The sequence below is a fragment of the Gracilibacillus lacisalsi DSM 19029 genome, assembly GCF_000377765.1.
Taxonomy (GTDB): domain Bacteria; phylum Bacillota; class Bacilli; order Bacillales; family Amphibacillaceae; genus Gracilibacillus; species Gracilibacillus lacisalsi.
The window spans coordinates 78,634-105,492 of record NZ_KB898671.1; the positions used below are offsets into that span (position 1 = coordinate 78,634).

24 protein-coding genes and 1 pseudogene are annotated in these 26,859 nt (G+C 34.3%); 3 read left to right on the forward strand and 22 right to left on the reverse strand.

Annotated features, from left to right (window positions below; genetic code table 11):
* Positions 1-187: 187 nt before the first annotated feature.
* The gene (locus D569_RS0114915) at positions 188-784 is read right to left on the reverse strand and encodes an NAD(P)H-dependent oxidoreductase (protein ID WP_018933241.1); all 597 of its coding nucleotides are present in this window, start codon (positions 782-784) and stop codon (positions 188-190) included.
* Between the two features lie 120 nt (positions 785-904).
* On the opposite strand from D569_RS0114915, the gene D569_RS0114920 reads away from it, so the two are divergent.
* Positions 905-1,336: a MarR family winged helix-turn-helix transcriptional regulator gene (locus D569_RS0114920; protein WP_018933242.1), complete on the forward strand. Its 432-nt coding sequence runs from the start codon at positions 905-907 to the stop codon at positions 1,334-1,336.
* A 308-nt stretch (positions 1,337-1,644) separates the two neighbouring features.
* Here D569_RS0114920 and D569_RS0114925 read toward each other — a convergent pair whose 3' ends face one another.
* The 18 genes and pseudogenes from D569_RS0114925 to D569_RS0115015 form a co-directional block, all read right to left on the reverse strand.
* Positions 1,645-2,916, reverse strand: coding sequence for a hypothetical protein (locus tag D569_RS0114925; protein WP_018933243.1), 1,272 nt, complete (start codon positions 2,914-2,916; stop codon positions 1,645-1,647).
* A gap of 50 nt (positions 2,917-2,966) precedes the next feature.
* On the reverse strand, positions 2,967-4,112 hold the full coding sequence (locus D569_RS0114930) for a hypothetical protein (RefSeq protein WP_018933244.1): 1,146 nt from the start codon (positions 4,110-4,112) through the stop codon (positions 2,967-2,969).
* A gap of 602 nt (positions 4,113-4,714) precedes the next feature.
* A complete protein-coding gene (locus D569_RS0114940) occupies positions 4,715-5,158 on the reverse strand; it encodes an SMI1/KNR4 family protein (RefSeq protein ID WP_018933246.1) in 444 nt (147 codons plus the stop codon).
* Positions 5,158-5,736, reverse strand: a complete 579-nt coding sequence (locus D569_RS22980) for an HNH/ENDO VII family nuclease (RefSeq protein ID WP_018933247.1) — start codon at positions 5,734-5,736, stop codon at positions 5,158-5,160. Before D569_RS22980 ends, D569_RS0114940 begins: the two co-directional genes overlap by 1 nt.
* The gene (locus D569_RS22985) at positions 5,706-8,873 is read right to left on the reverse strand and encodes an ATP-binding protein (protein WP_018933248.1); all 3,168 of its coding nucleotides are present in this window, start codon (positions 8,871-8,873) and stop codon (positions 5,706-5,708) included. The genes D569_RS22980 and D569_RS22985 overlap by 31 nt, the downstream gene beginning before the upstream one ends.
* Before the next feature lie 14 nt (positions 8,874-8,887).
* Positions 8,888-9,661 (reverse strand): hypothetical protein, encoded by a 774-nt coding sequence (locus D569_RS0114955; RefSeq protein WP_018933249.1) that lies wholly within the window; start codon positions 9,659-9,661, stop codon positions 8,888-8,890.
* Positions 9,651-11,795 (reverse strand): dynamin family protein, encoded by a 2,145-nt coding sequence (locus D569_RS0114960; RefSeq protein WP_018933250.1) that lies wholly within the window; start codon positions 11,793-11,795, stop codon positions 9,651-9,653. Before D569_RS0114960 ends, D569_RS0114955 begins: the two co-directional genes overlap by 11 nt.
* Positions 11,796-11,843: 48 nt before the next feature.
* Positions 11,844-12,920 carry a hypothetical protein gene (locus D569_RS0114965; RefSeq protein WP_018933251.1) on the reverse strand — a complete coding sequence of 359 codons (1,077 nt, stop codon included), beginning with the start codon at positions 12,918-12,920 and terminating at the stop codon, positions 11,844-11,846.
* Positions 12,895-14,688 (reverse strand): dynamin family protein, encoded by a 1,794-nt coding sequence (locus D569_RS0114970; RefSeq protein ID WP_018933252.1) that lies wholly within the window; start codon positions 14,686-14,688, stop codon positions 12,895-12,897. The genes D569_RS0114965 and D569_RS0114970 overlap by 26 nt, the downstream gene beginning before the upstream one ends.
* Positions 14,685-15,269, reverse strand: a complete 585-nt coding sequence (locus tag D569_RS0114975; RefSeq protein WP_018933253.1) for a hypothetical protein — start codon at positions 15,267-15,269, stop codon at positions 14,685-14,687. Before D569_RS0114975 ends, D569_RS0114970 begins: the two co-directional genes overlap by 4 nt.
* Before the next feature lie 476 nt (positions 15,270-15,745).
* The gene (rlmD, locus tag D569_RS0114980; RefSeq protein WP_018933254.1) at positions 15,746-17,230 is read right to left on the reverse strand and encodes a 23S rRNA (uracil(1939)-C(5))-methyltransferase RlmD; all 1,485 of its coding nucleotides are present in this window, start codon (positions 17,228-17,230) and stop codon (positions 15,746-15,748) included.
* A gap of 413 nt (positions 17,231-17,643) precedes the next feature.
* Positions 17,644-18,693, reverse strand: coding sequence for an Rpn family recombination-promoting nuclease/putative transposase (locus tag D569_RS0114990; protein ID WP_245548511.1), 1,050 nt, complete (start codon positions 18,691-18,693; stop codon positions 17,644-17,646).
* Between the two features lie 194 nt (positions 18,694-18,887).
* A pseudogene (locus D569_RS25150) lies at positions 18,888-18,965 on the reverse strand (IS66 family insertion sequence element accessory protein TnpA); the annotation flags it as partial.
* A 764-nt stretch (positions 18,966-19,729) separates the two neighbouring features.
* Positions 19,730-20,398, reverse strand: coding sequence for a hypothetical protein (locus D569_RS0114995; protein WP_026287351.1), 669 nt, complete (start codon positions 20,396-20,398; stop codon positions 19,730-19,732).
* Positions 20,358-21,347 carry an SWIM zinc finger family protein gene (locus tag D569_RS0115000; RefSeq protein ID WP_342662690.1) on the reverse strand — a complete coding sequence of 330 codons (990 nt, stop codon included), beginning with the start codon at positions 21,345-21,347 and terminating at the stop codon, positions 20,358-20,360. Before D569_RS0115000 ends, D569_RS0114995 begins: the two co-directional genes overlap by 41 nt.
* A gap of 17 nt (positions 21,348-21,364) precedes the next feature.
* A complete protein-coding gene (locus D569_RS0115005; RefSeq protein ID WP_018933257.1) occupies positions 21,365-21,832 on the reverse strand; it encodes a UPF0158 family protein in 468 nt (155 codons plus the stop codon).
* A gap of 30 nt (positions 21,833-21,862) precedes the next feature.
* The gene (locus D569_RS0115010; protein WP_018933258.1) at positions 21,863-22,066 is read right to left on the reverse strand and encodes a hypothetical protein; all 204 of its coding nucleotides are present in this window, start codon (positions 22,064-22,066) and stop codon (positions 21,863-21,865) included.
* A 257-nt stretch (positions 22,067-22,323) separates the two neighbouring features.
* Positions 22,324-22,638: a DUF3892 domain-containing protein gene (locus tag D569_RS0115015; protein WP_018933259.1), complete on the reverse strand. Its 315-nt coding sequence runs from the start codon at positions 22,636-22,638 to the stop codon at positions 22,324-22,326.
* 193 nt (positions 22,639-22,831) lie between these two features.
* On the opposite strand from D569_RS0115015, the gene D569_RS0115020 reads away from it, so the two are divergent.
* Together D569_RS0115020 and D569_RS23675 are read left to right on the forward strand one after the other, a co-directional pair.
* Entirely contained in the window at positions 22,832-23,983 is a 1,152-nt protein-coding gene (locus tag D569_RS0115020; protein ID WP_018933260.1) for a DEAD/DEAH box helicase, read from the forward strand.
* Complete coding sequence (locus tag D569_RS23675) at positions 23,970-24,371, forward strand: hypothetical protein (protein ID WP_018933261.1); 402 nt, start codon at positions 23,970-23,972, stop codon at positions 24,369-24,371. Before D569_RS0115020 ends, D569_RS23675 begins: the two co-directional genes overlap by 14 nt.
* Before the next feature lie 480 nt (positions 24,372-24,851).
* On the opposite strand, the gene D569_RS0115030 is transcribed toward D569_RS23675, so the two are convergent.
* The 3 genes from D569_RS0115030 to D569_RS0115040 all read right to left on the reverse strand — a co-directional run bounded on the left by D569_RS0115030 (position 24,852) and on the right by D569_RS0115040 (position 26,625).
* Entirely contained in the window at positions 24,852-25,040 is a 189-nt protein-coding gene (locus tag D569_RS0115030) for a hypothetical protein (protein WP_018933262.1), read from the reverse strand.
* Between the two features lie 591 nt (positions 25,041-25,631).
* Positions 25,632-25,994: a hypothetical protein gene (locus tag D569_RS0115035; RefSeq protein WP_245548512.1), complete on the reverse strand. Its 363-nt coding sequence runs from the start codon at positions 25,992-25,994 to the stop codon at positions 25,632-25,634.
* A gap of 178 nt (positions 25,995-26,172) precedes the next feature.
* Positions 26,173-26,625 carry a LytTR family DNA-binding domain-containing protein gene (locus tag D569_RS0115040; RefSeq protein WP_018933264.1) on the reverse strand — a complete coding sequence of 151 codons (453 nt, stop codon included), beginning with the start codon at positions 26,623-26,625 and terminating at the stop codon, positions 26,173-26,175.
* Positions 26,626-26,859 lie beyond the last annotated feature (234 nt).

Sequence of the window (26,859 nt, forward strand, 5' to 3'; positions counted from 1 at the left end):
CAATTAAGATACCGATTACTCATTTTTCAACTTTTATATCAAATATTAACTTAAAAACAGAAAATGAAAATCCATTCAAATCTTCAAAAGCAAAAGAAAAATATATCATACATCTAAAAGGTGGAAATCGTCTAAATGTTTGGACCAACATTTCAGCTGCTTATGATCTCTACATCGATATATTTAATCAGGAGATCTGTTTATTCAATTTTTGAAAATACCTATATACTTTGTTTATTTTTTTCTGATGTTTACCCTTTGGATTTTCCATATTCCCAAACTCAAAAAACTTTACCTTTTTAATGCCTACGTATTGAAATAATGCTTTACGCATTAAAACTTTATGAGCATTATTTAGCCAAAACATTGGATAAAAGGTTGGACCTTTCATTACAGAAATACATACGACTGATTTACCCTTCAACAAGCCGTCTGGTAACAACTTACCGTTATCTTTGTAGGCAAATCCTGATGCAAACATTTTATCGATATAACCCATTAACATTGCAGGAGGCCTTCCCCACCATATCGGGTAGATAAAAATAATCTTTTCAGCCCACGATAGTTGATCCCGATATTTTTCTAATTCAGGATCTTTATACATATCTCTTCTTTTCTTTTTCTCCCCAAATTCAAGGACCGGATTAAATTTTTCTTCATATAAATCTAAAACTTGAACATTTTGTATAACATGGTTTTCCTCACACCCTCGAAGTACCTCTTGTAAAAAAGCGTAGCTCAAGCTTTGATGATTTGGATGGGTAAAAACAATCAGGACATTCACGAATAAACACCTCATTTGTTATCATTTGATAACTAAATATTAACACTCTAACTATTTAGTTGTCAATTGATAATTGTTTTTTGATAATATATTTGATACTTTGTAAATGAGGTGATTGATATGGACAAGGGTAAGCTTTTCCAGCAGTTTGTTCGATTTACTACATCAGTACATCAAGTGACAAACGATATGACAAAAGAAATCAAAATTGAAAACATAACTACCGTTCAATACAAAATATTAGAGTTCATTACAGTTAGCCAACCAGTAACTCTTAGTGAAATCAGTGAATGTTTACATTTATCTTTACCTAATTCTAGCCGTGAGTTAAAAAAATTAATTCAAAGCCAACTATGCGAAAAAATTATTGATCCGAATGATCGTCGCAAGTTTGACATTCGTCTAACAGAGAAAGGAACGGCACTAATGAATGAAGTGTTTCAACAGCTTGAATTAAAATTTCAAGAGCGAATTAACCATTTGACAGAGTCCGAACTAGAAGAAATGGAAGAGGCAATCCAAATTTTACAAACTAAATTTTTGGATAGGTGAAATGGAATGGACCAATATGAAAGAAATCATGGTCTTTATGTTAATTTTAATATAACTCATATTTCCATAAGAAAGACCTCTAGCATTTGCTTTTTTTGTGTAAACATAAAGATACTAGGGGTCAAAAAATCCCCCGAACCATTAGTCCGAGGGAGGATAAAACATACTTTAATTTTTAGTTTAAAACCACTAAAGCTATTTTAACTCTAGCGACGCTACACTCTCGACATGTGTTTCTATAAACGATTGATACGTTTTCGCTAAAGTTTCAATTTCGCGAGAAGGTGGCCCCCCTAATACTTGTGATGTTAGATTCCACCAATAACACTAAAAGCTGCCTCAACTTTATCTTTAAAATCAGCATCAAACATATTACTCTTATCTAGCCTAATTGCATCCTCATCTTTCCATGTATACTTCATTAAGAATCCAGGACATATGTTTAACTTATCATATCTCTTATCTAAAATTTTTTCTTTAATGTTACTTCTATCCTCAGATACAATTATCTTCTTGTCTTCTAATTCATTAAATAAATCAGCAAAGTCTGCTCTTTTAATTTGTTTTAAATTGGAATATTCCTTCTTCCAAAATCTTATATATTCTTCAAAAGAAAGCGTGCCTTCAAACCATAATAAATTACTTGAACGGTAGGAGACATGAAAATTTTTTGATAATTGGAAACCTTGTTTTTCAAGTTCTAAAAGCTTTTCAACATCGAGTTTTTTGAATGTTTCTTTTGCAGCATTCATTGTATCTCCAGCATGTAGCCATAAATTAATTTCCCATTCTTGAGAATAAAGATTTGCATCGAGGGCAATTTGCTTAACTGTATTTTTTCCACTTATTATATAATTCTTCCACCCTCTATGATATTTGACTTCAGGAAAATTCCCGTTAATTTGATAATTAGACATTACGGAGACACAGCGTTTATTTAATAAATAGAGGTTCCCCTTGCATACACTAAAATTTGTATAGGGATTTAGCCAAGGGAATTCATTATCGACAAACTCAATAAAATTATCAATAATTAATTCCTCAAACCCACTTGCCATTTTATTTTGAATAATAGAATTTATTCCTGAGAGAATGCTCCTCCACGAAAGGCAACATGGCTCTTCTATTATTGATACATCTGCATCCTCTGCCACATTCGGGTTAAGCTGTCCTAACCATATATTATCCTTTGAAGGTTTATTTTCAATAATAAATAACCAAGAGGGATTACCTAGGATTACTCCATCATACCGTGCCTGCCTATTATCATTCTGCACCTTTTCCTCTGATTCTAATTTGTCATCAGAGATTATAATGGAAAGTAGCGTTCTTCCTTCAATTATACTTTTAGAGAATATATCATTAGTGTTAGATAACTGAGTATGCACCTCTTCAACACTTAAACCCCCACTTGCAATAGATTCTAAATTAATTGCTGGCATTTCTCTTTTTATCATCTCAAAAAACATAACCTGAACAATTGGTATGTTTTTAATTAGAATTAAAAAACTCCTTGTAAGCTCATCTTCATGATTATTTGATTTATTCTTATAAGCATTAAAAATATTCAAATGATCCAACCATCTTCACCCCTATCTTCGGTTTTCGTACAACCTACCTTTTGTGATAATTAAACCTCAGGATCATCAAACCCTACTCTCACAATTTTCCCAGACATGAAAAACGGCTTTACAGATAATTTTTTTCTTGATTGGTTTATAAAGGCATACATACCGTCGCAATACTCTTTTTTATACTTTCTATAACGAAGCAAGCCATCTTCAGTACTTACATCATCTAATATAAATTTACCAATATACTTTTCGTTTTGATCTCTTACTAATATTTCATCGTAGTCACAGTTCATAGAGTATATATCGTCATTTTTATTAATTAGTAATATTCTGATAATATCTTCAAGTTCGTCTATTGAACTTTCAACTTCAATAAATATTACATTAAAAGAGCTATCAGGATCATTCTTAATTTGTTGTCCATAAAAGTTTAAGTTATGTATTCTTCCTTTTGAAAATGTATCTAGCTTTATCTCTTCTGTTAGTACATCTAAAAAAACTTTAAATTTATCATTAACAAAACCCATAACACCTTCTGTAATTGTCAGAATATCTTGTTCACTAAATTGAATTCCTTTTTTAAAAAATGCATCAATTTTATTAGTTTTATCATCATTAAAAAGATTCTGGGACATTATAACTCTTGCATCACTAATGTGTTTTATACGATTATTGAATTCACTAATGTAGGAAAATTCACTACTATCTTTAACCACTGAAAACCAATCTAATGTTTTGGGAAATTTTTGTGAAAATGATGCACTGCTTAGGGCTGTATAAATCTTAATAAAGTCTACTCTTTCAATATTTTTACTTTCATTTGCAAGTAATGCTGTATTAACAGCCTGAGCAATTGAATCAAACGCGTTTCTTAAATACTGAAAAAAATCCTTCACATACTTATCAACAAAGAAAGGGTAACCTACATCCATCCCTAAAACATTTAAGTTATATTGTGGCATATCATCATAACCAATAGAAATTGAACCTTTTTCCGTTCCTAAGTCTGTTATTCTTTTCTTAAATTCATCCTGCCATTCCAAATGCTCCTCTTCCATTTTAGAAAGTAGTTTTTTCACAACTTTATAACAGTAATCCGCAGTAGCAATATTCTTTTGTGCATTTACAAGAAATTGCCATGAATCAAAAACATAATGATCTACTAGAAACTTTTTATAATCTATTGTTAAACGTTCCAACATTATCACTTCCTATCCCCTTATTTACAAGGAACATTCCAAGTAACTTAAACATTAATGCATTAGTAGTACTCTTCTTCCTATGAGATGTTGGCCACAAATCATCATTATCCCAGAAATAGTTCCCCCACTAAAACGAAAATTCCTGTAAATTAACCTGGTACTTTGCCCACGTTTTTTTATCCATTCAGTTATTTCAGCAGAAATGAACATATCATCATTTTGCATTCCGCTCTGACTCATTACCCTATGATAATCCTTAATAAATAAAAACAGCATCTCTGTTTGATCCTTTATAAAAGGGAGCTTTTTAATTAGTTTTGAATAGCAATCATAGGATAATGATCTAGATGCTTTATCGGAGCTCTACAGAAAAAAGAATTCATCTTCTTTTAGGATATTTCCTATGTTTTTATTTATTTGCTTGCCGTACTCTGAATAAATACCAATTAACCACTCAATTATTTCAGGATCGTATTCCTTCAGTTGTTTTCGATATCTTTCCAGTTTCTCATCTTTAATTTCAGGGGGTCTAAAAATCGCGAAAGCACTTACCTCGTTAAAACAGGAACCACACCATTATGTAGTCCCTGTTTTTTTCTAAGTCATGTGTTCAACAAACGTTCTTGTAAATACTCTCCAAAGTTATTTGCTATTTTCTGGGGATCATTCACCCTAGAATTCCATTGTAGGACGATCCCCTCCATAACACCATGTTTGCTTGAACTTGCAGAAGACAATACTGCATAAGAACCATCTCCTATGTTTTCAACAGGAATTAAATAATTGGGTAGGTCTCTCGTTTCTCGCAAATTCTTTATAACCCACTCTACATTTGGTACACTTTCCACACTTGGTCCTAACCCAAAAATTTCTATCGGTCCTATATTTCCACATCCATACTCTCCAAGAAATTCACGGTATTCTTTTGGAAACTTTAAATCAAGCTTTTCTTCAGCTTTTTTTATTGTTGCATCATCAACAGTACCGAAGAAATAAGAGGCATCACGTTTTTCCTGTATTAATTTACGAAGCTTATCATGATTCATTATACCATTCCTCCTGCTTTAATCATTTCTGCCCGCGCTTTCCAATGTTCCGCACGAATCTTTGCAAATTCCCCACGGTCAATGGCAGATGGACTCTCTAGATTTGGATGGAGCAATTCGAAATTACCTTCATGTTCAACACTTTTTAATTCAACAAGGGGACCTTCAGGATTTTGACGAATATGATGCAACTCAATTGATTGTCCTGTTTCATCTAATGGAGCTAATCCTTGTTCCATCCTTTCAAGGTTCGTTCTTCCTAGTGCGTCAGTTTGATTAGGATCTATATCGTTGCGAACATATACATCCATTCCGTTGATATTCTCGTAGTCAACTCCAATCTCATCATATAGTTGTTTTTCTGCCGGTGGAACCTCAATTACTGTTTCACCTAACTCGTTTTTTAAAGGAACAAAACTCTCGTTTACTTCTTGTTCTAATCCTTCATATACTCCTTGGGCTTGTTCGGATTCAATTGATGATTCGACACTTTTAACCAAACCTTCGATAGACTTTTGCAATTCTACAGAAGCCTCTGTTATTTTTTCTAAAACTGCAGCTGATACTCCACCACCCATTTTTCCATCTCCTTTTCAATAAAAGAATCCATCACATATTGTATTTCTTTTGCTTTTTTTGATCCTTGAATTAGAAGCACCAAGACTTTTGAGAGCAATAGAGCGTCTTGTGGAGAACTCATAATTGGATGAATCATATAAGTTTGTAATTCTTGTTTTACTGATTGATATAAATGCTCCATTGCCGATTGATCCACATTTGTTTGAACTTTTTCAAAAATACCATTCTCCATCATGTTACTAGCTATTTTATAAGCTTGTCCGTTAATTGCGGAAGGCCTACTCCATAAACATTGAGCTGTCCTTTCTTCATATAGTTGCCTCCGCGTTGCTTCTTCTAGTAAAGGGTAAATTAATTCCTTACGCCTTAGCTCTAACAATTGAATTTCTCTTTCAGACCAAATATATTTACGATCCTTTGTTAATAGTTTCAAGAAATAATGCACTTTTGTGCGAATCCGATGTATTTTTGAAAAGTAAAGATCTGTCTCAATTAAGCGACCAATCATCAATTGAATTACTGATTGGAGGAAATGAACTTGATCTTCTTCATTTACATCAAAGCCATTTTGATACGCGATTGAAAGTAATTGTTTTTCCGTATATATTAAATATGATTGAATTGAGCTAAGTTCTCCAAAGATTAGGCTATGATACAATTTCTTTCCTACTTCAACAATTTTTTTCATTGCGTATAGATCCTGCTCCATCATTAACTCTGCAAAAGGATGGATACCAGGACTGTTTGTGACAAAAGCATTATACTCCATCGCAGCTTTCATAATTTCATCTTCACGTACAAATGACTGAGTGCTCTTGATAGGAAACATTTTCACATGTGCTGGCTTATCCATTCCTTCTTGAAAGACAAAGGCTTCTCCTTTTTTAAGTCTAGTGAAAAATTCTGTTTGGTCTGGCTTCATCGCTAAAGCTTGTGCCATATGTTCAGCATCATCAACACTTACAATACGATGTACAATTTTTAAGTTTGTATTCTTAATAGCGTCAGGAGCCAGCTTTGTTGGTACTTGGTCAATAATAACCATTCCTTCACCCATTGAGCGAATTTCACTTAGCACATTTGAGAAATGTTCAACAGCCTTCCCTTTTATATTGGCTGTTTCTTGACTTTCTGATTTTCCCTCTTGGTTACTAAAAATACGATGGGCTTCTTCTACAATGGTTATATGCTTAAGGTCATTATCAATTTGGCTATTTGTACGTGAGATTTTTAGTTGTTGGGCTAACCGAATAAATAATACACCCATAATAAGAGCCTTATCATCATCATCCGCTATCTCTTCAAGCTCTAGGACAGTGGAAGTAGAGAGTAATTCTGAAAAATCAGTACACTCTGTTGTATTTAGCATTAGACCCTTACTTCCAACCATTAAACTTTTTAACCTGGTTAATAAAGCAGCACGTATATTAGATTTTTGTTCTTCTGCATAGCCTGATTTACTCAGATATTCATCAACTTCTTCGTATAAATCCTTAATTGTTGGGAAAAATTCTTTAGCTTCTTCATGCGTTTTTCCATATATATTCGTAGAATGATGTAGGCTCCATCCTTTTTTTAAATAAATATTGTACAAACATTGCTCTAAGATATTCGGCATCGAAGCATACATAGAAAATGATGATGTGAATACTGCTTTTAGTGAATCAATATGAGTTAATAGTGAGATACCTTCTGGAAAATAAAAAGGATTTAAACGAATCGGTGAAACCCTCTCATTCCCTAAAGTATACACTCTTAATGTTTCAAACTTATTGAGAAGATGACGATATTCCTGCTTTGTCGGCTCAATAATTAAAAACGGTAAATGAAAAGAGTCGAGCAAGGAATAGATTGTGTTAGTTTTGCCACTCCCGGTGATGCCAGTAATTAATGCATGTTTATTTAATTGTTCAGGTGTTATTCCAAAATTTTGATTGATTTCTTTACTACGGTGTAACACTCTTCCTAATGGAATTTCCCCTCCTGTTTGCGGGACATTCACCGTAGAATCATATACAGATGATATTTGATAGCCTGGTAGTTCCATAGATGGTAAGACAAATAAGCTTGCTAGTTCATCGGTAGTTATGACAGATGTTAATTTGCTCAGCTTTCCTCTAAGTAAATCTTCTGAAGAATCATCTCCCGGAATTTCACAGCGAGCTAAAAGATCCAAAACTTTTTCATTTTTAACAAATGTAAAAGGGTGTACCCCTTCTTCATTATGCAAGGAACTAGATATAGAAGATGCAATTTTATCTAAGTTACCTTCTTCACTCGTTGCAAAATAAATAGCAGTTTGCCACATACCTATCGATTGGCCATTGTCATAACGATCAAGTTGTTGATCAAGTAAATCGAGGTAACGTGCCGTATCACTTGATTCGAATTCATAAGTGTCGTCTTTAGTCACCGTTTCGGACTTCGAATGAGTGTAGCCCTTAGAGTCACCTGAACTTTTAATTAGAACATTAAATCCACTATTATCATTGGTGTTTTCTCCTTCTTGAACCATGTTTGATGTTCCATTTGAGGTGGAAAGTTTTTTATTAGTAAAAAACGTATCTCTCTCTTGGGAAATCCTTTTTTTTCCTTCCAGGACTTCTTCTTGGTCAAGTGGTGCTGCACATATGACGAGTGAAAATACATGTCCTTTCAAAGCAGAAAACAAATGATTCAACCACGATGAAGACAATTCCTCATAATCCAACTTTGGAGGAATTCCAATTGCTGCTGCACTATAACTATAGGAGTTAATTAGTTCTCTGGTTGTTGAGATGTTTAGATTAGCTCCTGGAAAAGCCCCCTCGAAAATTCCAACTATTTCATTTTCTGAACGTTTAGGTCCACCAATTCCTACTTCAACACAAACAGTAAAATGTTCCGTATTTGATAACCGTAAATAAACATATTCACGTATACCTACTAAAGCATGCGTAAATTGTTTGCAGCGGTTTTTAATCTCCATTAGAATGTCATCATGTTCTACGTGATCCACTTTGATTTCTGCAATTTTCAACCAGTGAAAAGGGGGACGTTGAATTTTCGTCCGCCCAGAATCAATCTGTGGATTTATTGGAGATGCGAGTGCTTTTAAATGATTGTGAATTTTTTGTTTATCACTATTTGAAATCACCCTGGTCCCCCCCCTTATTCATTAGCAGTTGCTAAAAGTTTTTTATAATTTTGTTCCATATGATCAACAATGTCATTTAATTTTCTTCCTACTCGAATTTTTCTTTCTTGTAAGACTTTATTAATTGACTGTGTCTTCTGTACATTAGTTTCTTCAGTAATTGCCACTTCTTTATAAGACTGATTTTTAGTTTTTGTCTGTACAGATACTGCTTGATTAGGTTTTTTATTACTTTCAATTTCAGGCAACAATTGTAGAGCTATATATCCACCTACTATTGCTCCTAAAAATAGTCCCGTCGGTGTTGTAATCATTTTAAACATTAATGGGTTTACTGCCTTAAATCCAATACCCGCTCCTAAAAGGCCTCCAACACTTGCTCCTATAATCATATTTTGTTCTTTATTTCTTTGAACTGAATGCCCTTTTCCTGTTTGAGCTTTTTCAGAGTCTGCAGGAATACGCTCAAAAACTGAATCTTTTTTTGGTATAGCACCAACTTTGTATTCCATTAATGAGAGATTGTAAGGTTTAGTCATTGACTGATATTCTTCATATAATCTTCGTACTTCCTTAAAATCAAACTTATCTTTTAAGTCATTGCGCACTGTAAAGTTAATTTCATCAATAAGACTCCGAATATAATTATTTACTGTAAGCTTCTCTTTTTTTATTAAACTCTCATATTCTGATGCGTTTCTCTTTTGAAATTCATTTTCAAATTGACTATATTGGCGATCCAACCAAACCGAGACATTAGTTTTGAAATTAGAAAAATTAATCGACATTTGCAGCCACCTCTTTTTCCGCTAATTCGAGTGTATTAATCATAAAATTTACTTCTTCTTCTCTTAGCATTACTTTCTTTTCTTGGAGTTCTTTTATTCTATCTTCGTATTGCAGAATTACTTCTTCTTTTGTTTGCTCTATTTCAGCTAAGTCTTTCTCAATTCCTTTAAGCATTCGCTTTCGCCAGCTGTTATAAGAAGATATACGTTCAGCGATAGTATGTTGAAAGTTTTCAATTATCTCACGAATACTTTCATCTAAAATATATTGTGCAATTTCACTTGCTTCCTCTCTTAAAGTAGCTGCACCATCTTGAACCATTTGACGAACCTTTTTTGAGACATCCTTTCGAAAGCCAACTTCATCAAACATGCGCTCTGTATCCTGTTTCCCAAACCATGATTTAAACCAGTTCCATACACCTGGCTTATCACGATAGGATACTCGATTTCTTCTAGCGTTAGCAATTTCATTTTCTAGTTTTTTAGAAATTTTAATTAATGTTTTTGAAAAATTCTTTTCAAGATCATAACGTAATTTCTCTAATAAAGCATTTACATCCAGAAATGATGTATGGTCTTTCTTTGATAAGTCCAGTTTGTCCTCAAAGGACTTATTAACTTCTACTTCAAATTGCTCAAAAAGGTTTACAACTTTATTAGCAGTTTTCTTAACACGTTGTTCAATTTGATCAAAAGAATTTTTGGTTAATTGACGACGAAATATGTTGATTTTTGAATTTATTTTATCTGCGACTTCGTTCATCATTTCTACTGCATTGTCCTCATCTAGGAAAACAGATTTTGTATTCCAAAACTTCCCTGCATACTCTTCAAGATCTAAGGCGTATTTCTCAGCTTCTTCATCTTCAATTTTCTCTGATATTTCTTTTAATCCTCCAGAAGATGATGAACTGCCAAATAAATCAAAATGAATTGTTTCCTCAATATCATCTTGAATATTATGTAGCATTTCGCCAAAGGAATCTTTTAACTCAGCTAGTCGTTCAATATAATATTCACGCTTTTCATCGCCTGCATTATTTTGAATTTCAATGCTTTGCTTTAGCCCTTCTATCTCTCTATCAAATAAAATTTGTATAGTATTAAGTACGTCTGAAATAAGAAAATCATTCTTTTCAGATAAGTAATCCGATAGTGCTTTTTCTAAAGGTAAAAAATTACTAATATTTAATATCTCCGGAATGTGTTGTTCTTGTATGCCTCTTCCTGCCACAGGAAATCCTTCTTCATCTGTGAAACGGATCTGTGTATCCTTTTGTATTTCATCTATACTTATTTCATTATTTTTAAACATTCTTGCTTTTACGGCAAAGTATGAAGACACTTTAAAAATGTTTGGAACAGCTAAAATAGGCTTTAAGATATTTATAAGTTCTTTCTCAGCCTTTTCCACTTCTTCAGTTGGGTATTTATCGATTTTATTAATAATAAAGAAGATATGACGCCCTTCTTCTTCTAAGCGACTATTTTTGGCTTCTTCTACTCTATCTTGTATAACTTCCATGAAATGTTTCTGACCGACTTGGTGGGGCTCCACTACAAACAGAACAGCATTAATAGTAGGAAGAATATTATTCGTCAATTGACTATGCTGATCATATGCAGAGAACAATCCGGGTGTATCAACTAACTCTACTCCATCTTCACAGATTGGCAGATCCCAATACACTTCTACTTTATCGATTTTTTCTTCAAATATTTCCACTGTTTCCCCATCTTTACGCTGAACAGCAGTTTTTATTTTTAAAAACTGCTTTAATTCTTCATCTGTTGGTTCAGATCCATCAGTAGGAAAGATATCCTTAGTACCATCTTTATAATGAATTTCAATACGTTTTTCCTCACTATATTTAATGACAGTAATTGCGGCTGTTTCAGCTAAGATATTTACTGAAAGTAAATCTTTCCCTATCAAGCCGTTAATAAATGTTGACTTCCCTGCTGAAAAAGGGGCAACAAGTGCAATGCGAAACAAGCCTTGTTCTAATCTATTTACCTTCTCCTTTAAACCAGATTCTTTTAACACTTCATTGACAATATTCTCATCATTAACTACCTTATTTGCTTGTTGTAATGTAAATTCTTTTTTAATTGCAAATTCTTTTAACAACCTTTTTTCCTCCTATCGATTCAAAGATGTATAGTTATTTCTTTAGTTTTATGAAATAGCTTTAATAACATTTGGAATTCCACTTTCATTCAACAATGCTTCATCCCAGTCAGATACTTCAACTTTATAAATTGGAAATCCATGTTGGCCACGAATTACAATAAATGGATCGTCAATTAATTCTTCAGGAGTCTTTTTAACCTTTAAACACTCTACATAGTATGAACAAACCTCTATAAACTTAAGGTAAGGATGTTTAACAGTTAGTTGTGAAGCCTCATCAGAGTGTATCTCCCAGACATTTCGTTGATTACCTCCATCTATTAAGACTGTGACAGAAGAAAAACTATTTAACTTTTCATAATCAAGCAACTCTACTTGCTCATGAGAAGTAACAATCAAAATACAGTCATGCGGCATCGCTTCCTGTTCCAATTGGTTAAAATTTTCTACTTTATGTATAACCAAATTATCTTGTTCTGCAAGCGCATCTCTAATTAATCGGTTATCTCCTAGTAACAACACATGTTTTTTGCTCGGATCTCTCCTGTTTGCTCTCTGTGGAAAGAGAAGCATCTGATTTTCAATAAACTCAGTTAACGCTGGAATACCAGAGTCTTCAATAACGAGTGTCATTTCTTGGTTTTTCATCATATCTTGTAAAGTTAGAGGCTCTCCTTCAGTGTTCCAATAAGTATATCTCAGCTCTCTTTTTAACTCTTCATCTTCATGATTTTTTTTATATGTTTGATACAAGTGATATCCATGGCTAGCAGTCCAAAGTATTTCTGGACTAAATATATATTTTCCTAGGGTCTTACATACTTCTGTAGTAATAACTTCTCTTTCCTCTAGGCTCACTTGATCTTTATCATTAATAATAAACAACATACTTTTTTCATGTGCTCCAGCTTTCATTAAAGCTTCTACTTTTTCTAATAAAGGCATTGATGTAGCTTGTTGCGGTGTTAATAGAAAAAAAGAAAAAAACGAACCCTCCATTTTATATTGGTCAAATAAGGAAGTGTATGTCACAGTAGTTGAATCCTGGTCTACTAGACAATCCATAATGCACTTCCATATTTCAACATACATTTCATTATCGTAAAACAATACTATTTTCATAAACTCCCTCCTCTTTAAGCCACTTTCTTACTTTTTTATAAATAACTCTTTCTAGAGTACCAATATTGCTCATTTCTAACACCCTATCAATATGATGTGCTTCTAAGCGTTTCCCCGAGTATGAATCTTCTTTATAATGTGCATATATTAAATAATCTTTTTGAAGGTCCACTAACTCAAGCTGTCCAGATTTATACTGTCTAGCCCTTAATGCAAAATACCCAGAGGCACTAACAATATCTCTTTTTTCCTGACTTTTCGGTAAATGTTGTCTTAATTCTTGTTCTATTAACTCTAACGAATCAACTACAGAATCTCTTTTTCCAATTGCAAATATAGTATTTTCTTCTCCAATAATTTCTGTGTACTCCTTTATTTTTTTAGTAAAAGGCTTTTCTCCAATTTTTGTGGGATCAAACACGTACACAACTAAATCTAAACCTTCAATTGCCTCATCAGTTACCTGATTATGATACTCATGTTTAGCAAACAATCCCGGTGTATCTATCCACTCAATTGAGGGATATCTTGTATCATAAGGTAAGGTTAAATATAAGTGCTGCAAAGTTTCATCAGCAGTATGGACACTTGTAATTTTATCCACTTCTTCCTTAAACTGATCGATTGTATCAAAACGGTCAGCTATTATTTCTTCATTATTTACAAAAAATAGAGAATATTCATCTGCATATGTAACATGAGTTACAACAGCAGTTTCTGCTCGAATATCAGCCTTTAATAGAGACTTACCAAGAAGTCCATTAATTAATGATGATTTGCCGTAAGAAAATGGACTGATAAACCCTACCTTATAAGTTGAAGACTTCCTCAGTAGAAAGATATTTCTTAACTTCTCTAAGTCATCATCTGTAATTCTCGAATTCTTCAAAATGACATTTTTTAATTGTTCGAGAACAAATTCTTGGTCCTTTATGGCAACCTTATTAAACGAATAAATAATACTAGAAAATAAACTTTTATACTTTTCATTTGGTAATCTTTCTATTAAATGATTTGCAAGCAATTTAAGGTCGTATTGTAATTCATTCATTTCATATGACCCTGTATCGTCATTAAAGTCACTTGAATTGAATGTGAAATTAAAATCCTCATCTTTCTGTTCCAAAATAGGTAGATAAGGAAATTTTTTCGTTAATTCATTTCCAGTTTTGATATACAACTTAACACTACTTGATTGTTGTACTTGTTTATATAGATGTTCTATTACTTTATTCAGGATAATACTTTGATTCGATGGCTTAACATAAATCTCAGAAATTACTTTTAATTCTCCTCCTGGCTTCATCTCTGACAATACTCCCTCGATTCCTTCAAGCCCTTGGTATACATGAATCGTATAAGTAATGCTTTCCTTTTTAACATTTTTAGTAATTTTCGAGTAGAACATCCCGAAACCTTGCAAAAGAACCCGATCAGAAAATTCATCTATAATTTCTTTTTGTTCTTTCTCAATAATCTCAATAATATCTCTAGGCATTATGAAAACATGGCGATCAGTACCATCGATGTTTTGATTAAGAAAATTTCTTACTAATTGACTTCTTTCCTCTAATGTTGATGCTTGTCTAATTGCTTTATTAAAATGCATTCTTATCAAATTTGGCCACACACGGTGAAGTTCACTGGCTTTTTCTCCGAAATAATAGCGACTATTGATATTTTTCACACAATAATTTTCACATACTTTTTCTTTGTTACCTTCATTAATTAATATTTGCTCTTCATAACAAAATATAAATCTCGTCACAGAATCACACCTATCGAGTATAAATAAATAATAAATCCAACTAATACTCCTAAGCCTAAAGTACTAACAACATTACCAAACCTTACTTTTTTATTCAGACTTTCTAAGTAATTGTTTATCTCATTAAAATCTTGATTAACCTTCTTATGATTCTGATCCAGTTTTGTCATCACTGCTTTTTGATTAATATCAATTTTCCGGACAATTTCTTGATGATATTGAGTATTCAAACTAGAAATTTTACGTTCAATTTGTTGAAGCTGAGTATATAGTTGGCTCCTCATTTCCTTTAATTCTTCTATCTGTTTGGAGGCACTATTTAAGATTTTCCCCTCAGCAGAAGAAATCTTTGTGTTCGTATGCTTTCCAACTTGTAAAATTGATTTTTCTAATTCACTTAATTGATGTAGAATCTCCTGTTCTAATTTCTGTAATTCACTACGAACTACATCGTCTTCTAAATAGTGCATTTTTTCTATTAAACTTTTATGTATATTGTTTATTTCAACAGCATGATCCGCTGCATATTCTCCTAAACTAGCTATATAATCAATAATCGTATCCTTAGTTTGACTACTCATCTCTGCACCTCAAATCTCATATATATCATTTAGGATAATTGTACCATTTTTGCTAACTTAATTCTTGAATAAAACGGAATGAAAAAAAAAAATGCCGGTTAGGGTGAAAAAACACCCCAACCGGCATACTAATGCTCTATTCAATTTCACACTCTACTTCAGTGTCATCTAGTAAAGTTACAATAATTTTTTGTCCTTTAAATACCGTCATCTTCTCGATTAGCTTAAAGTATAAATCTATATCAAACTCTGTTAATGTTGTAGCTTCCTTGAAGATTTCAATAAACTGTTCTGTTTTATATTTTTTTAGAAGATTATCGCTACCTTTCTGTCCCCACTTATTTATAAAGTGACCCTTATTTTCTAGTATGGCGTTAGACCCCTAGGGATCAAAAAATCCCCCGAACCGTTAGTCCGAGGGAACATAAAATACACATCAATATTCAACTAAAAACTACAAAACCATTGCTACCAAGCTATTTACACTCTATCAACGCGACTGTCTCAACGTGCGTCGTCTGTGGAAACATATCCACTGGCTGAATCCCTTTTACCTGATATCCGTTCTTTACTAAATATCTCATATCCCGCACCTGTGTCACCGGATTGCAGGACACATAAACGATACGCTTTGGCTTAAGCTTAACGACACTAGACAAGAAAGCTTTATCACTTCCGCTTCGTGGTGGATCCATAATTACTACATCCGCTTTCTCACCACGTGCTGCCATCTCCATCATGAATTCCCCGGAATCGCCTTGATAGAAACGGGCATTTTTCACGCCGTTGCGCTTTGAATTGCGGATTGCGTCTCGAACAGCATCCTTATTCAACTCTACTCCAATGACTTTGCCAGCCTTTTGACTAGCAATCAGACCGATAGTACCGATCCCACAGTACGCATCAATTACGGTTTCACTTCCAGTCAACTGGGCCATTTCAATGGCTTTTGCATATAACTTTTCCGTCTGGACCGGATTAATCTGATAGAAGGATTTCGCGGAAATTTCAAACTTCATTCCACAAAGAGTGTCAGTTATAGTCCCTTTACCGAACAACACTTTCTCCTGATCTCCTAGAACCATGCTCGTATCCCGGTTATTCACGTTCATGAGGATGGTCGTAATCTCTGGGTGAGCCTTCCTGAGAGCTTTTACAAAATTATTCTTACCCTTAAAAATAGGTGAAGCCACAACCAGCACCACCATGATCTCACCACTGACTTTACCGACTTTCACCAGTACGTGACGCAGGAAACCTCGTCCCGTTTCTTCATTATATGGCTGCATTTTAAACGACTTCATCATGTCCTTAATCGTTTGCCAGATCTCATCCGCTTTCGGATCATGAATGAGACACCTATCCATCGAAATAAGCTGATGACTATTCTGAGCGTATAGCCCACCAATAACCTGACGGTCCTGATTGAGACCAAATGTTGTATTGCTCTTATTTCGGTAATCATACGGATGGTCCATCGTTAAAATGGGTTCCGGTTTACCGAATGGTTTCATCAATTGATCTATTGTTTCCTGTTTGAAACCTTCCTGAGCTTCCTCGTTCATATGCTGAAGCTGACATCCGCCACACTCATAAAAATAGGAGCAGATTGGCTCGATTCGGTCTTTTGATGAGGTGATTACCCGCTTCAATTCCGTATTAACATATCGCCCATTAGTAGACAAAGTAATCTCCGCCGTTTCACCTGGCAATAGGTGCTCTACCTCTAGCTGCTTTCCTTTCCATTGAACGATGCCTTTCCCCTCATTGGTCAGGCCTGTGCAGGTCACCTCTGCTGTTACAGATTTCTTATTACCTCGATGCTTATTTGTTGACGAGGGCTTACCTTGGAATTTGCCGCCCTTTTGATTAGTCAGTGCGGAGCGCTTTTTCCCATTTGTTTTTTTCGCTTGATTGCGTGTTTTTCCTGGTTTATATCCATTCTTTTTGCTTTTATTCATAGGCACTTCCTATCTATTTTTCTTTGGTTTCCCATTATATACTATCCAAAGTCAGTAGTAAAACTAACTAATACCAAAAGACTGCCACCAATTATTGAATGGGATAAAGGTGCCTGCACCATCGCCTATACCATCCAGTCAAGAAAGTACGAAAAGCAAACAGCACCATAAAACTATCATACATGCTCATAAACATCACCCTTTCTATAGGGAGAATTAGCCGACCTTACCCTAAAAGAACGATATCCGCTCTTTGCTCAGCTATTTTTCGTTCAATAGCTTCCTTTGCATCATAGTTTTTCAAATCCCCTAAATAGTCCCAACCAAGTGCAATCATATCGCTCTTGAATTCCGAAGGGACTGACACCTACATCATAAAAAAAGAAAATCCACGAAAACGAATTCGTGAATTATTATTTCAAATGCTGCTTAACTTGATCTAATGTGTCAAACTCATCTATATGTTCGATTATTACTTCTAATGTTTCGGGATCTTGTTTTTGTATTTGTTGATTCAATTCTTCTGGAACTGGAGCTACAAATTTTGTGAGTAGACGAATGACGGTGTTGGCTAATGCTTGTGCTTTTCCTTTTGCTAAACCTTCTTTTATTCCTTTATGCATTCCTTCTTGAATTCCCTCTTTTTTTCCTTCTCTTTTTCCTTCATCTCGGAATAAATCCGCTAAAGTCATCACTATTTCGCTCCCTTCAGAATAAGAACTTTCTACATACTTTATCATATCATGAAAATCCGCTTTTGTAAGCTGACGATCTAGGTGAAACACATAGCGTAGCAATGTTTCCAGGTATTGTATGGCTGTCTCTTGATCATCTAGTTGTTGCAAATAATAGATAGATCTTTTAACTGCTTTGATGGCATTTTGTTTGTTTTTCGTGGTCATATCTCGAAAAATTGTTAGAATAATTTTAAGTTGAGCGATGCCTTTGATATCCTCATCATCATAGTTTGACACATCAAACAAAATACATGCAAAATCTGGTATATATTGTTTAATATCTTCAGGAAACGCATCAAAACCTTGTAACATTTCACCTAAGTTTTTCGGATAAGTCCATTTGTTTTCACTGTGAAAAATAACGACAGGAATAACGATCGGTAGTTCTTTTTGTTTTTCTTTCTCCATTTTTGCTTCCCAAATTTCGATCATGTACCTCAATAATTGAAATACGATTGTTTTACTTGGATAGCTCTTATGTTCTAACAACAAATGTAAATAACCTTCGTTTCCATTAAGTTTTAGTTGAAAAAGTAAATCGGAAAAAGATTCTCGTAACTCATTCGAGATGAAGCTATCTTTCTGTGGTTGAATACTTTCTACTTCAATGAGGTTAACAATACTGGTGGGCAAATAATGTTGAATAAAGGATTTAGCAACTTCCACATCAGAAAAAGTTTCTTTAAAAAACTTATCGTGTGGATTTTGAATGGTCACTATCATCATCTTCTTTCCTAATGAAATGATGACTAAATACGAATGTACGTTCTTATTTTATTGTAAAATAAGAATCGACAAATTGCAAGAAGATGACCTCCCTATTTGCCCAACAAGTAACTAGGAGGGTCTATCACACTTGATAGCCGATCCCTCTGGGGGAACCGCTTATCCATAACCCGTAGTGTCCGCTACGGGTTATATTATATGCATTTCTTAGTTCTGCACCATTGGGCGGCGCTTTGACCACTCTCTTCCCATTCCTTCACACGAGCTGCCCAATATCGCTCTCCTTCATTTTTTTACTACTTCATCATAAAAAGTGAAGCGGATCCTTTCTTGCTCACTAGCTTAATCTTATCGGTTATATAGGTAATATAACTGTCAGTTGGAACACTTTTTTAAATACATTCTAAGTTTAATATGGTGAAGATAATTCTCCATCTCTGCTCAATAGTCATTCAGCTAGAATAATCGTAAATCTGTAAACGTAAGTATTTCGTGCGCCAATAAATATAACGGTATGTTATACAGTCTTTTATGTATAATGTTAATTACACGAATTTTTGTTCTTCAGCGTTATTCCGCAAATGTACAAGGAGAAGTTACTTTGATTATAAGGAGAGCTTTAAAGGACGGTAGATTGAATAATTTGCAATAAAATAACCGATCAGCAAGATGAAAAATATCATTACAAGATTGTTTTGAAATATTTTTTTCTTTTTTATGTGCTTAAATTCTTTTATATCCCAATGCTTTTCACTCAAACTATTCACCCAGTTAAAAAATAAATAAGCAAAATTTCCCATAATCAGTAAGACAAATAAGCTAATACATGAATAAATTGAATAACCCGCAGCGATAACTACGAGTTAAAGATAGGTAATAATCAGTATTAAATTTTTTCGGAAATTATGCTCACGAAGAAAATGTAAGACACCTGTTCCGAATACTAGAATCGAATATAATGTAAGGAAAAATATTTTCAACTTTACCTCTCCACTGTTCATTCATAGTTTTTATACGGTCTAGGGTGAAATTTACCTCAAACTTTTGACAATTCATCCAAAAATGCTGGTCTTCTAGGGTATCTATCTTCTAATTCTTTGATAATAACATTAGCACTTTCTGGCCCACATACTTTTCTAAACGTTTTTATTACCTTACACACATTGCGGTAAGCGCTTCTATTTGAGGATCTTTCAGCCATTGAATGAATATGCTGTATAAATATCTCGGTTACTCGTTGTGGATACTGCTCTATTAGATGAGGATACAGATGTTCAATTTCGATAGGGGAATTCTCACAATATGTTAGTAATTTATCTGTTAGCCCTTCTTCTATTAAGATACGAACATAGATAGTACCTCTCAATCTTGTTTGTGACAAATTGTCGGTAATATACTCTAAAACTTGCGACCATTCTTCCTGACTGTATAACTGCTTTAATATTAGAAAATAGTCATAATTGCCATCTAGCAATAGGGACATGCCTAATGATTTCTGGTTCGTTTCATCCTGTACTACTTCATATGCCTGAAACCGGTATTGCTGCCATTTATGTATAAGTCCTAGAAATTGTTTGTCTTTTTTCTCGCCGTCCAAACATAGTTCTATTACTTTTTCATAGTTTGCCTGATTAAAATTGTCTTGGATCACACGTTCTCTGAATTCAGAAGAATCTATGTTTTTCTGCTGTCTCGAATTGTTCAATTAATTCCAACTGAATCAGTTTTATTTGTTTACGATCATAAGAAGCACTCCACCGGTCACTATTTGATTCAGCTAAGATTTGTTCAAGCTCTTCTTCTAACATTTTTCGGCATTCGATACTATCACAGAATGAAACGCAAAACTCGAGTAAAGCAAATCGCCATTCACTCCATCCTTTATAACTATTCTTTCTTGACGCATCTATCAGTTGTTGAACAATATCTATTTTTTCTAGATCGTTTAGATGATCGGCTCCTTCTAATATCGCCATATCGATTTTATCAAGTGTCTCGTCAACGACCATACCGACTTCTCCACCAGAATCATCACAATATTGTAGCAGATCCATCATTTCGGTCAAGATTAATTCACCGAGAAGAACTGCTATTTTGGTTTCCTGATTATCAATGCTTTCTTCCATTTTTTCTATTACTAACTCTGCACCTTTTACAGCAAGACTGGCATTGCGCCAATTAACAAATCCACCTTCCTCTGCCATCTCAATATATTGCTGAATTAATTCCTTTGCTCCTGCTATGCCATTCTTTTTAGGTCCATATTTAAGACGCAGCTCTTGTTCCATTACAGGGTTATCGGTAGCGTATTCCACTAATAGTTGTATTAATTCTTTTTTTGTCAAGGTTTGTAAAAGCTCATGTAATGTTGATTCTTTCCGATCAACATCAGAATTTCTATTTCGCAAAGCAAAAAACACAGCTGTTTCATGTTTGCATATATCACCAAAATCATAGGGACAATCACAACTTGAATAAAGAATATTTCCTTTTTCATCGAGGGTTACTTGTACATGATAATCTTCTGAACCATTGACAATTGCACGAAAATGTCCTGACTGAATCTCATTTATGTTATTTACAAGTTCCCATTCATAGTAATCTTCGCCTCGAGATACTATGATCTCATTTATATATTGTTCAAAATTGTTCACATTCAATGATGTACCTCCTATTCCACATAGTCGATCTGCTCTTTTTCACAAAAATCAATGGCTATTTGTTTGTAACAATCCTCTTGGAATGTAAACCATTCATCACTGACACCAAGTGTGATAATCTGATCCTTGAATCTGCTAAATGCTCCTCTTCCACGGATAGCATTTAGCAAAGCTGATTGTATCGATTCATCTTCCTGACTAAAACAAAATTGTTCCATCATGTCATACTCATCTATTTCATATTGTGATGGAAGTGAAGCATATTTATCTTCATATTGCAAAATATCGATAGCAGTATTCACCTCTTGTTGTTCCCAATCAGCAAGATGATCAAAATCATCTCCATCTTCTGCCGTTATTAATGCACTCCTTGAAACGAATACAACTTCACTTGTTTCTTTATTTAAAAATGAATTAAATTCTTCTGATTGCATCTCCATTCCATCTATAATCGCACTTAATTTTACCTTTGGACTCATTTTAGTCGCTCCTTTCCTATTATGAAACACTTAATAAAAGGGGCATTGCCCATAACTGACAACAGCCCCATTAAAGTATGATAGATTTACTGTGCAAATACCAAACGTAAATGGCGATGTAATTGAAGATAATACCTCCTGATGCAATCTAGCAGGTGCTGCTTGTAAGTAAGGTACACCAGCAATAATCTCGATTCGTTCATCCTCAAGCCATGACAAATAATCAGCATACATAAATATACGTCCTTTAGTTGGTAATGACAATCCAAATCATTTATGTTTATTATATCATCTGATGATCAGCAAGTTAAAAGTTTTTAAAAGCAAATCCTATCTTTTTAGTTTAAAGAATACCTTTATTTTTGATGATTATTGCTTCCTATACCCACGAAAAAAGAATACCAATCACACGATGTAGTTTGGTATTCCTTTTCATAAGTTAGTCTCCATTTGGACTTCCAAAAATTAGAGAAGTCTATTTCAACAGTCCATTAAAAAGTATCTAATTGATCTAGATTATTTGCTTTAATACCATCAGGTTCACTACGGATAATGTCTCGACCATACTTATGAAAAACATCGACGTGCTCCAATTTTCCTGCTTTTGCTTCATCAATTGCGGTGACGTAGTCTAACTCTCTGCCGCTATTCGTTTTAAATGCAATAATATCGCCCTCATCATTTTTTCGAACAGCAACAATTTGTTCTTTTCCATGCTCTCCAGATGCTGAGACCTCCTGCTGAGCTTGTTCCTCACCCTGTTGTTTATAATCTTGGTATATTTTCTCAAATTCTTGATTGTCCATATTCTTTACCTCCTAAACATACTTATAGTTTGTAACGAAGGCGAAATTTTTATGTGTGATCGTTCCCCAGCTTATGGAGGGCACATAATCGATTTAATTTATCACAAAATAATGGTACAAGTTGACGTATATAGTAATCAAGATTACTCTGAATAAGGACGTACGAATTGAAGCAATAAAAGGGGCATTAATAATGAATAAAACACAACAATCATTAAATGAAGTATTACCTGACCTAAAACCATTTCTTCAAACCGCTTGGGATAAATCCGGGTTCGTAAAGCTAACAGCCATTCAACTGCATACGGCCCGTTTTATAATTGAAGGAAAAGATATCATTGCTGAGTCACCAACAGGCAGCGGTAAAACACTAGCTTACCTTTTACCGCTTTTGCAACAAATCGACCCAACTCAAAGAAATACGCAAGTTGTCATCTTAGCATCCTCCCATGAACTAGTGATGCAAATAAATCAAGAAGTTCAGGAGTGGTCAAGGGATAGTGGAATTGGAAGTGCTACACTGATTGGTGGAGCAAACGTAAAACGACAAATTGAAAAATTGAAAAAGAAACCGCAAATCGTAATTGGAACACCAGGGAGAATGAACGAACTAATTAATCAGAAAAAATTAAAGATGCATCAAGTAAAAACGATTGTATTGGATGAAGCAGATCAACTGTTAATACCCGAACATATAGCTACTATCGAAAAAATTGTGAAAAGTACCTTAAGTGATCGGCAAGTGCTCATCTTTTCGGCAACGCTACCTGAGACAGTACAATCAAAGGCAGAAGAACTAATGAATAGTCCTGAAGTATTTCGAGTAGGTAAAGAAGAGGATGATCGACCAAATGTGGAGTATATGTATCTTGTTTGTGAAGCGAGAGATAAAATTGAAGCACTAAGAAGGCTCGTACGTAATCATGACATGAAAGCACTGGTATTCGTCAAAGATATTACAACGCTTTCGATACTGGCAGAAAAACTAGATTATATGGGCATCCATGCAGGAGTTTTACATAGTGACTCCAAAAAGCAAGAGCGCGCTAAAGCAATTAAAGAATTCCGCGAAGGAAACTCTGAACTACTACTAGCTTCAGATGTTGCTGCAAGAGGCTTAGATATCCCTGATTTATCCCATGTTATTCATATGGATTTGCCTAAAGAGACGACACAATTCGTTCATCGCTCCGGAAGAACTGGGCGGTTAGGGTCTGACTCAGGTACCGTTGTAGCCATTGTCACGGAGAGTGAGGAGCGACAACTGCGGAAGTTTAGTCGGCAATTAAATTTAACTGTTTCAAAGAAAATCCTGTTCAAAGGAAAATTAGTTGATCCTAAATAAAGTGAAACTCTTGTTAAGCCTTACTATCCTTGCAACTCGTTCAGGCTTATTGCTATGGAACGACGACCTCTACGCTTCACATGCGATTTCACAAAATATTCCAGATCCAATCGGTAGCTATTCGCACGGGATTATGCACCGACGAGAAGGTGACTTTGGCAACTCAAAATATTGGTTTAGCAAGGTTGGCGATTCCCCAATTTTTAAAGAGTTGTATGAACAAGGAAAAAAAATCTACCCCAAAATAAAGGAATGGAAACAATGGGATCCTTCCCTTTTTATCGATGAGGTAGAAGAAATAACGCCCAAAGGCGAAGAAGAGACCCAACGTGGCAAGCAATTACGACAGCTACAAGCACTAGAAAATATCATTGTTATTACAATATAGCTTGCACCAGTAACAAATGGGATAAGGTATCAGGGCACCGTATATGGACAAATGTCTTTTTATGGTGCCTGCCCCCTTAAACATAACCTCCCCAACGTATAGGGAATCGACTTTTTGTGTAATCTTATTCAATTTAGAACAGGAGGGGTACAGCACCTATCCGCGAAAAATTGGTGATACGGAGGGCCTATAACCCGATTCTTTATTAAATAGTATCGTTACTGGGGAACAAAAGTTTCTGTTTAATATTATAGCTCTTGTTCAACTAAAGCGCCATTTACTTTAAGTAGATGATTTCACAAAGATAGTACAAATAGGTGTTGTTTTAATACGCAGTATCGTTGTACTGCGCAACAAACCAATTGGGTATTGTTAGTTGGTCTTATTCAAAATAAGCACCCAATATAGTAAGCCAAAGAAACAATAAAAAATCTTCACCAACTATATTGGGGTCTATTCTTAATACTTCTGTTATTTTAGTTAACGTCCATTTTTGTCCCAGTCTTCATACGAATCAAAATTATGATTAGGATCTACAAAGTCTCTTCCAGCCTCCATTAAGCTGCTAGCACATCCTTTGCAGAAAGACTCACCATCTACCAGTAATTCTGAATCGAGTTGATTTTTGGAGAATTCTCCTCCACACTCATTACAAATATACTTTTTCATAAGTTTTCTCCTTTTCCAATTTAAATAGCGCATCAAAATATTGATTATACAGCAATAGTAATATAGCTTTTAATGAGTCACAATTATAATACAATACTCACCTTATTCAGACAACTATGAATTTATCTATTATAAATTTTGATGTATAAAGTAGTGTGGATTTCAAATTAATGGTTCCCTTTATGGATGCAAACTAGCGAAAAATATATCAATTAAAACTCCCCTTATCTAAAATAAAAGGTACCTTATATAGGGTACCTTGAAGTATTTCCCCTTAGGAAAAACTTGTTGTTGCACAGTAATAGTCTACTACGCATTAAACAATTGGCAATTTTCTTATTCTACATAACTGCCCGTTAATATACCTTCTTGAATTAACACTACCCGTTAGTTAAATAAAACTATTTTATTTTATTTCGTAAAACTTCAGATATAGAAAAATGTAAAGATCCAATAACCATTCCAATGAAAGTAAATAAAAGAGAAAAGATTAGATGATCATTCACCATATTGTTAACCTAAGCAGCACATAACAACCATCTTTTCCGTAACATCACCCGCTATGACAATGGTATTGATCGGAACACAAGGTTACTTCTTATCAGTTAATAGCTGTATTTTGAAGATATTTGTAATGTCTGCGCGGTCGGTCAATAGTGTGATTGAAATCAAATCACCTTCTGACAAATCAGAAAGCGAGATAACAGCATCCTGTCGATATATACTCACTTCTTCCCATATATCATATTGAAACTCACCTCGGTAATTCTCATCATTGAGGGATATACCATCAACCAATAAAGATTTCTCGCCAACTTCTTTTACTTCTGCATAGAATGTCTGAATATCAGAATGGGACATCACCCACGCATCTTCTTCGTAATCTTTATAGGCATTAACATACCCCGCAAAATAGCTAATCAATATACCAATGAGTAAAACTATTATAGTCATAACAATAGCCACTCTATATGGAGGGACCATTGAAGTACGCATGCCCTCGGTTGATTCTAAAGCCTTATTGATATGTCGTTTATAGACTTGAAAATAGACAGTAACGCTAGCGACTAATATAATTAGAATTGCAAACAGTGCGAGAAAATAAATAGGAAAACCCATGTAATTGCCTCCTCTATATTCCGAAATATTCTTTAAAAATGTAGTAATAGCTTCTTGTTACATCAACACTTTTACCATTAGTCATGGTAAGGATGAACTTCGTCGAAAGAGTAGGTGTAATTCGTTTAACCTTATTTCTTGCAATTACAACAGAATTACTTATACGCAAAAATTTTGTTGGGTCAAGCAAACTGACAATTCGGTATAATCGGTCGGTAGCTTGATATATTGCTTCTTGCGTTTGTACCTCTACTACATGACCGAACGATTCGATACAAACAATATCCTCTACCAATAAAATGATCCGCGCATTTGTTCCTTTTTCTCTCACAATCAGATTATCAATGAAGCTGTTAGTTTGACTTAATACCAAGTCGGCCGTATCATCTATTTCAATTCCTCGTTCTTCGAGTGCGGATTTGATTTCATCATAACGCTCATTACTAATGTCAAGTTTGATTTTCAAATTGCAACCTCCTTTCGTTCATCGTGATCCATATCCATGATTCAAAAGTAGTATAACCATCGGATTTTCGTATTTCAATATAAGAGGAACACTTTACAGATATAGCCACATAGATTACACAAACATGGTTGATATTCAATAAAAAATGAACCCCCAAATAATTGGAAGTTCTATTTCGTGTTACAATCTTCTTCAACTTAACTGCTCCGTTACCACAACAAAGTCAGTAACAGT

Bases quoted from the DNA above. Each gene is read 5' to 3' on its own strand.
- D569_RS0114920 (WP_018933242.1), top strand. From the start codon at position 905: ATGGACAAGGGTAAGCTTTTCCAGCAGTTTGTTCGATTTACTACATCA.
- D569_RS0114930 (WP_018933244.1), bottom strand. From the start codon at position 4,112: ATGTTGGAACGTTTAACAATAGATTATAAAAAGTTTCTAGTAGATCAT.
- D569_RS0114940 (WP_018933246.1), bottom strand. From the start codon at position 5,158: ATGAATCATGATAAGCTTCGTAAATTAATACAGGAAAAACGTGATGCC.
- D569_RS22980 (WP_018933247.1), bottom strand. From the start codon at position 5,736: ATGGGTGGTGGAGTATCAGCTGCAGTTTTAGAAAAAATAACAGAGGCT.
- D569_RS0114955 (WP_018933249.1), bottom strand. From the start codon at position 9,661: ATGTCGATTAATTTTTCTAATTTCAAAACTAATGTCTCGGTTTGGTTG.
- D569_RS0114965 (WP_018933251.1), bottom strand. From the start codon at position 12,920: ATGAAAATAGTATTGTTTTACGATAATGAAATGTATGTTGAAATATGG.
- D569_RS0114975 (WP_018933253.1), bottom strand. From the start codon at position 15,269: ATGAGTAGTCAAACTAAGGATACGATTATTGATTATATAGCTAGTTTA.
- rlmD (WP_018933254.1), bottom strand. From the start codon at position 17,230: ATGAATAAAAGCAAAAAGAATGGATATAAACCAGGAAAAACACGCAAT.
- D569_RS0114990 (WP_245548511.1), bottom strand. From the start codon at position 18,693: ATGATGATAGTGACCATTCAAAATCCACACGATAAGTTTTTTAAAGAA.
- D569_RS0115005 (WP_018933257.1), bottom strand. From the start codon at position 21,832: ATGAGTCCAAAGGTAAAATTAAGTGCGATTATAGATGGAATGGAGATG.
- D569_RS0115010 (WP_018933258.1), bottom strand. From the start codon at position 22,066: ATGTATGCTGATTATTTGTCATGGCTTGAGGATGAACGAATCGAGATT.
- D569_RS0115015 (WP_018933259.1), bottom strand. From the start codon at position 22,638: ATGGACAATCAAGAATTTGAGAAAATATACCAAGATTATAAACAACAG.
- D569_RS0115020 (WP_018933260.1), top strand. From the start codon at position 22,832: ATGAATAAAACACAACAATCATTAAATGAAGTATTACCTGACCTAAAA.
- D569_RS0115030 (WP_018933262.1), bottom strand. From the start codon at position 25,040: ATGAAAAAGTATATTTGTAATGAGTGTGGAGGAGAATTCTCCAAAAAT.
- D569_RS0115035 (WP_245548512.1), bottom strand. From the start codon at position 25,994: ATGACTATAATAGTTTTACTCATTGGTATATTGATTAGCTATTTTGCG.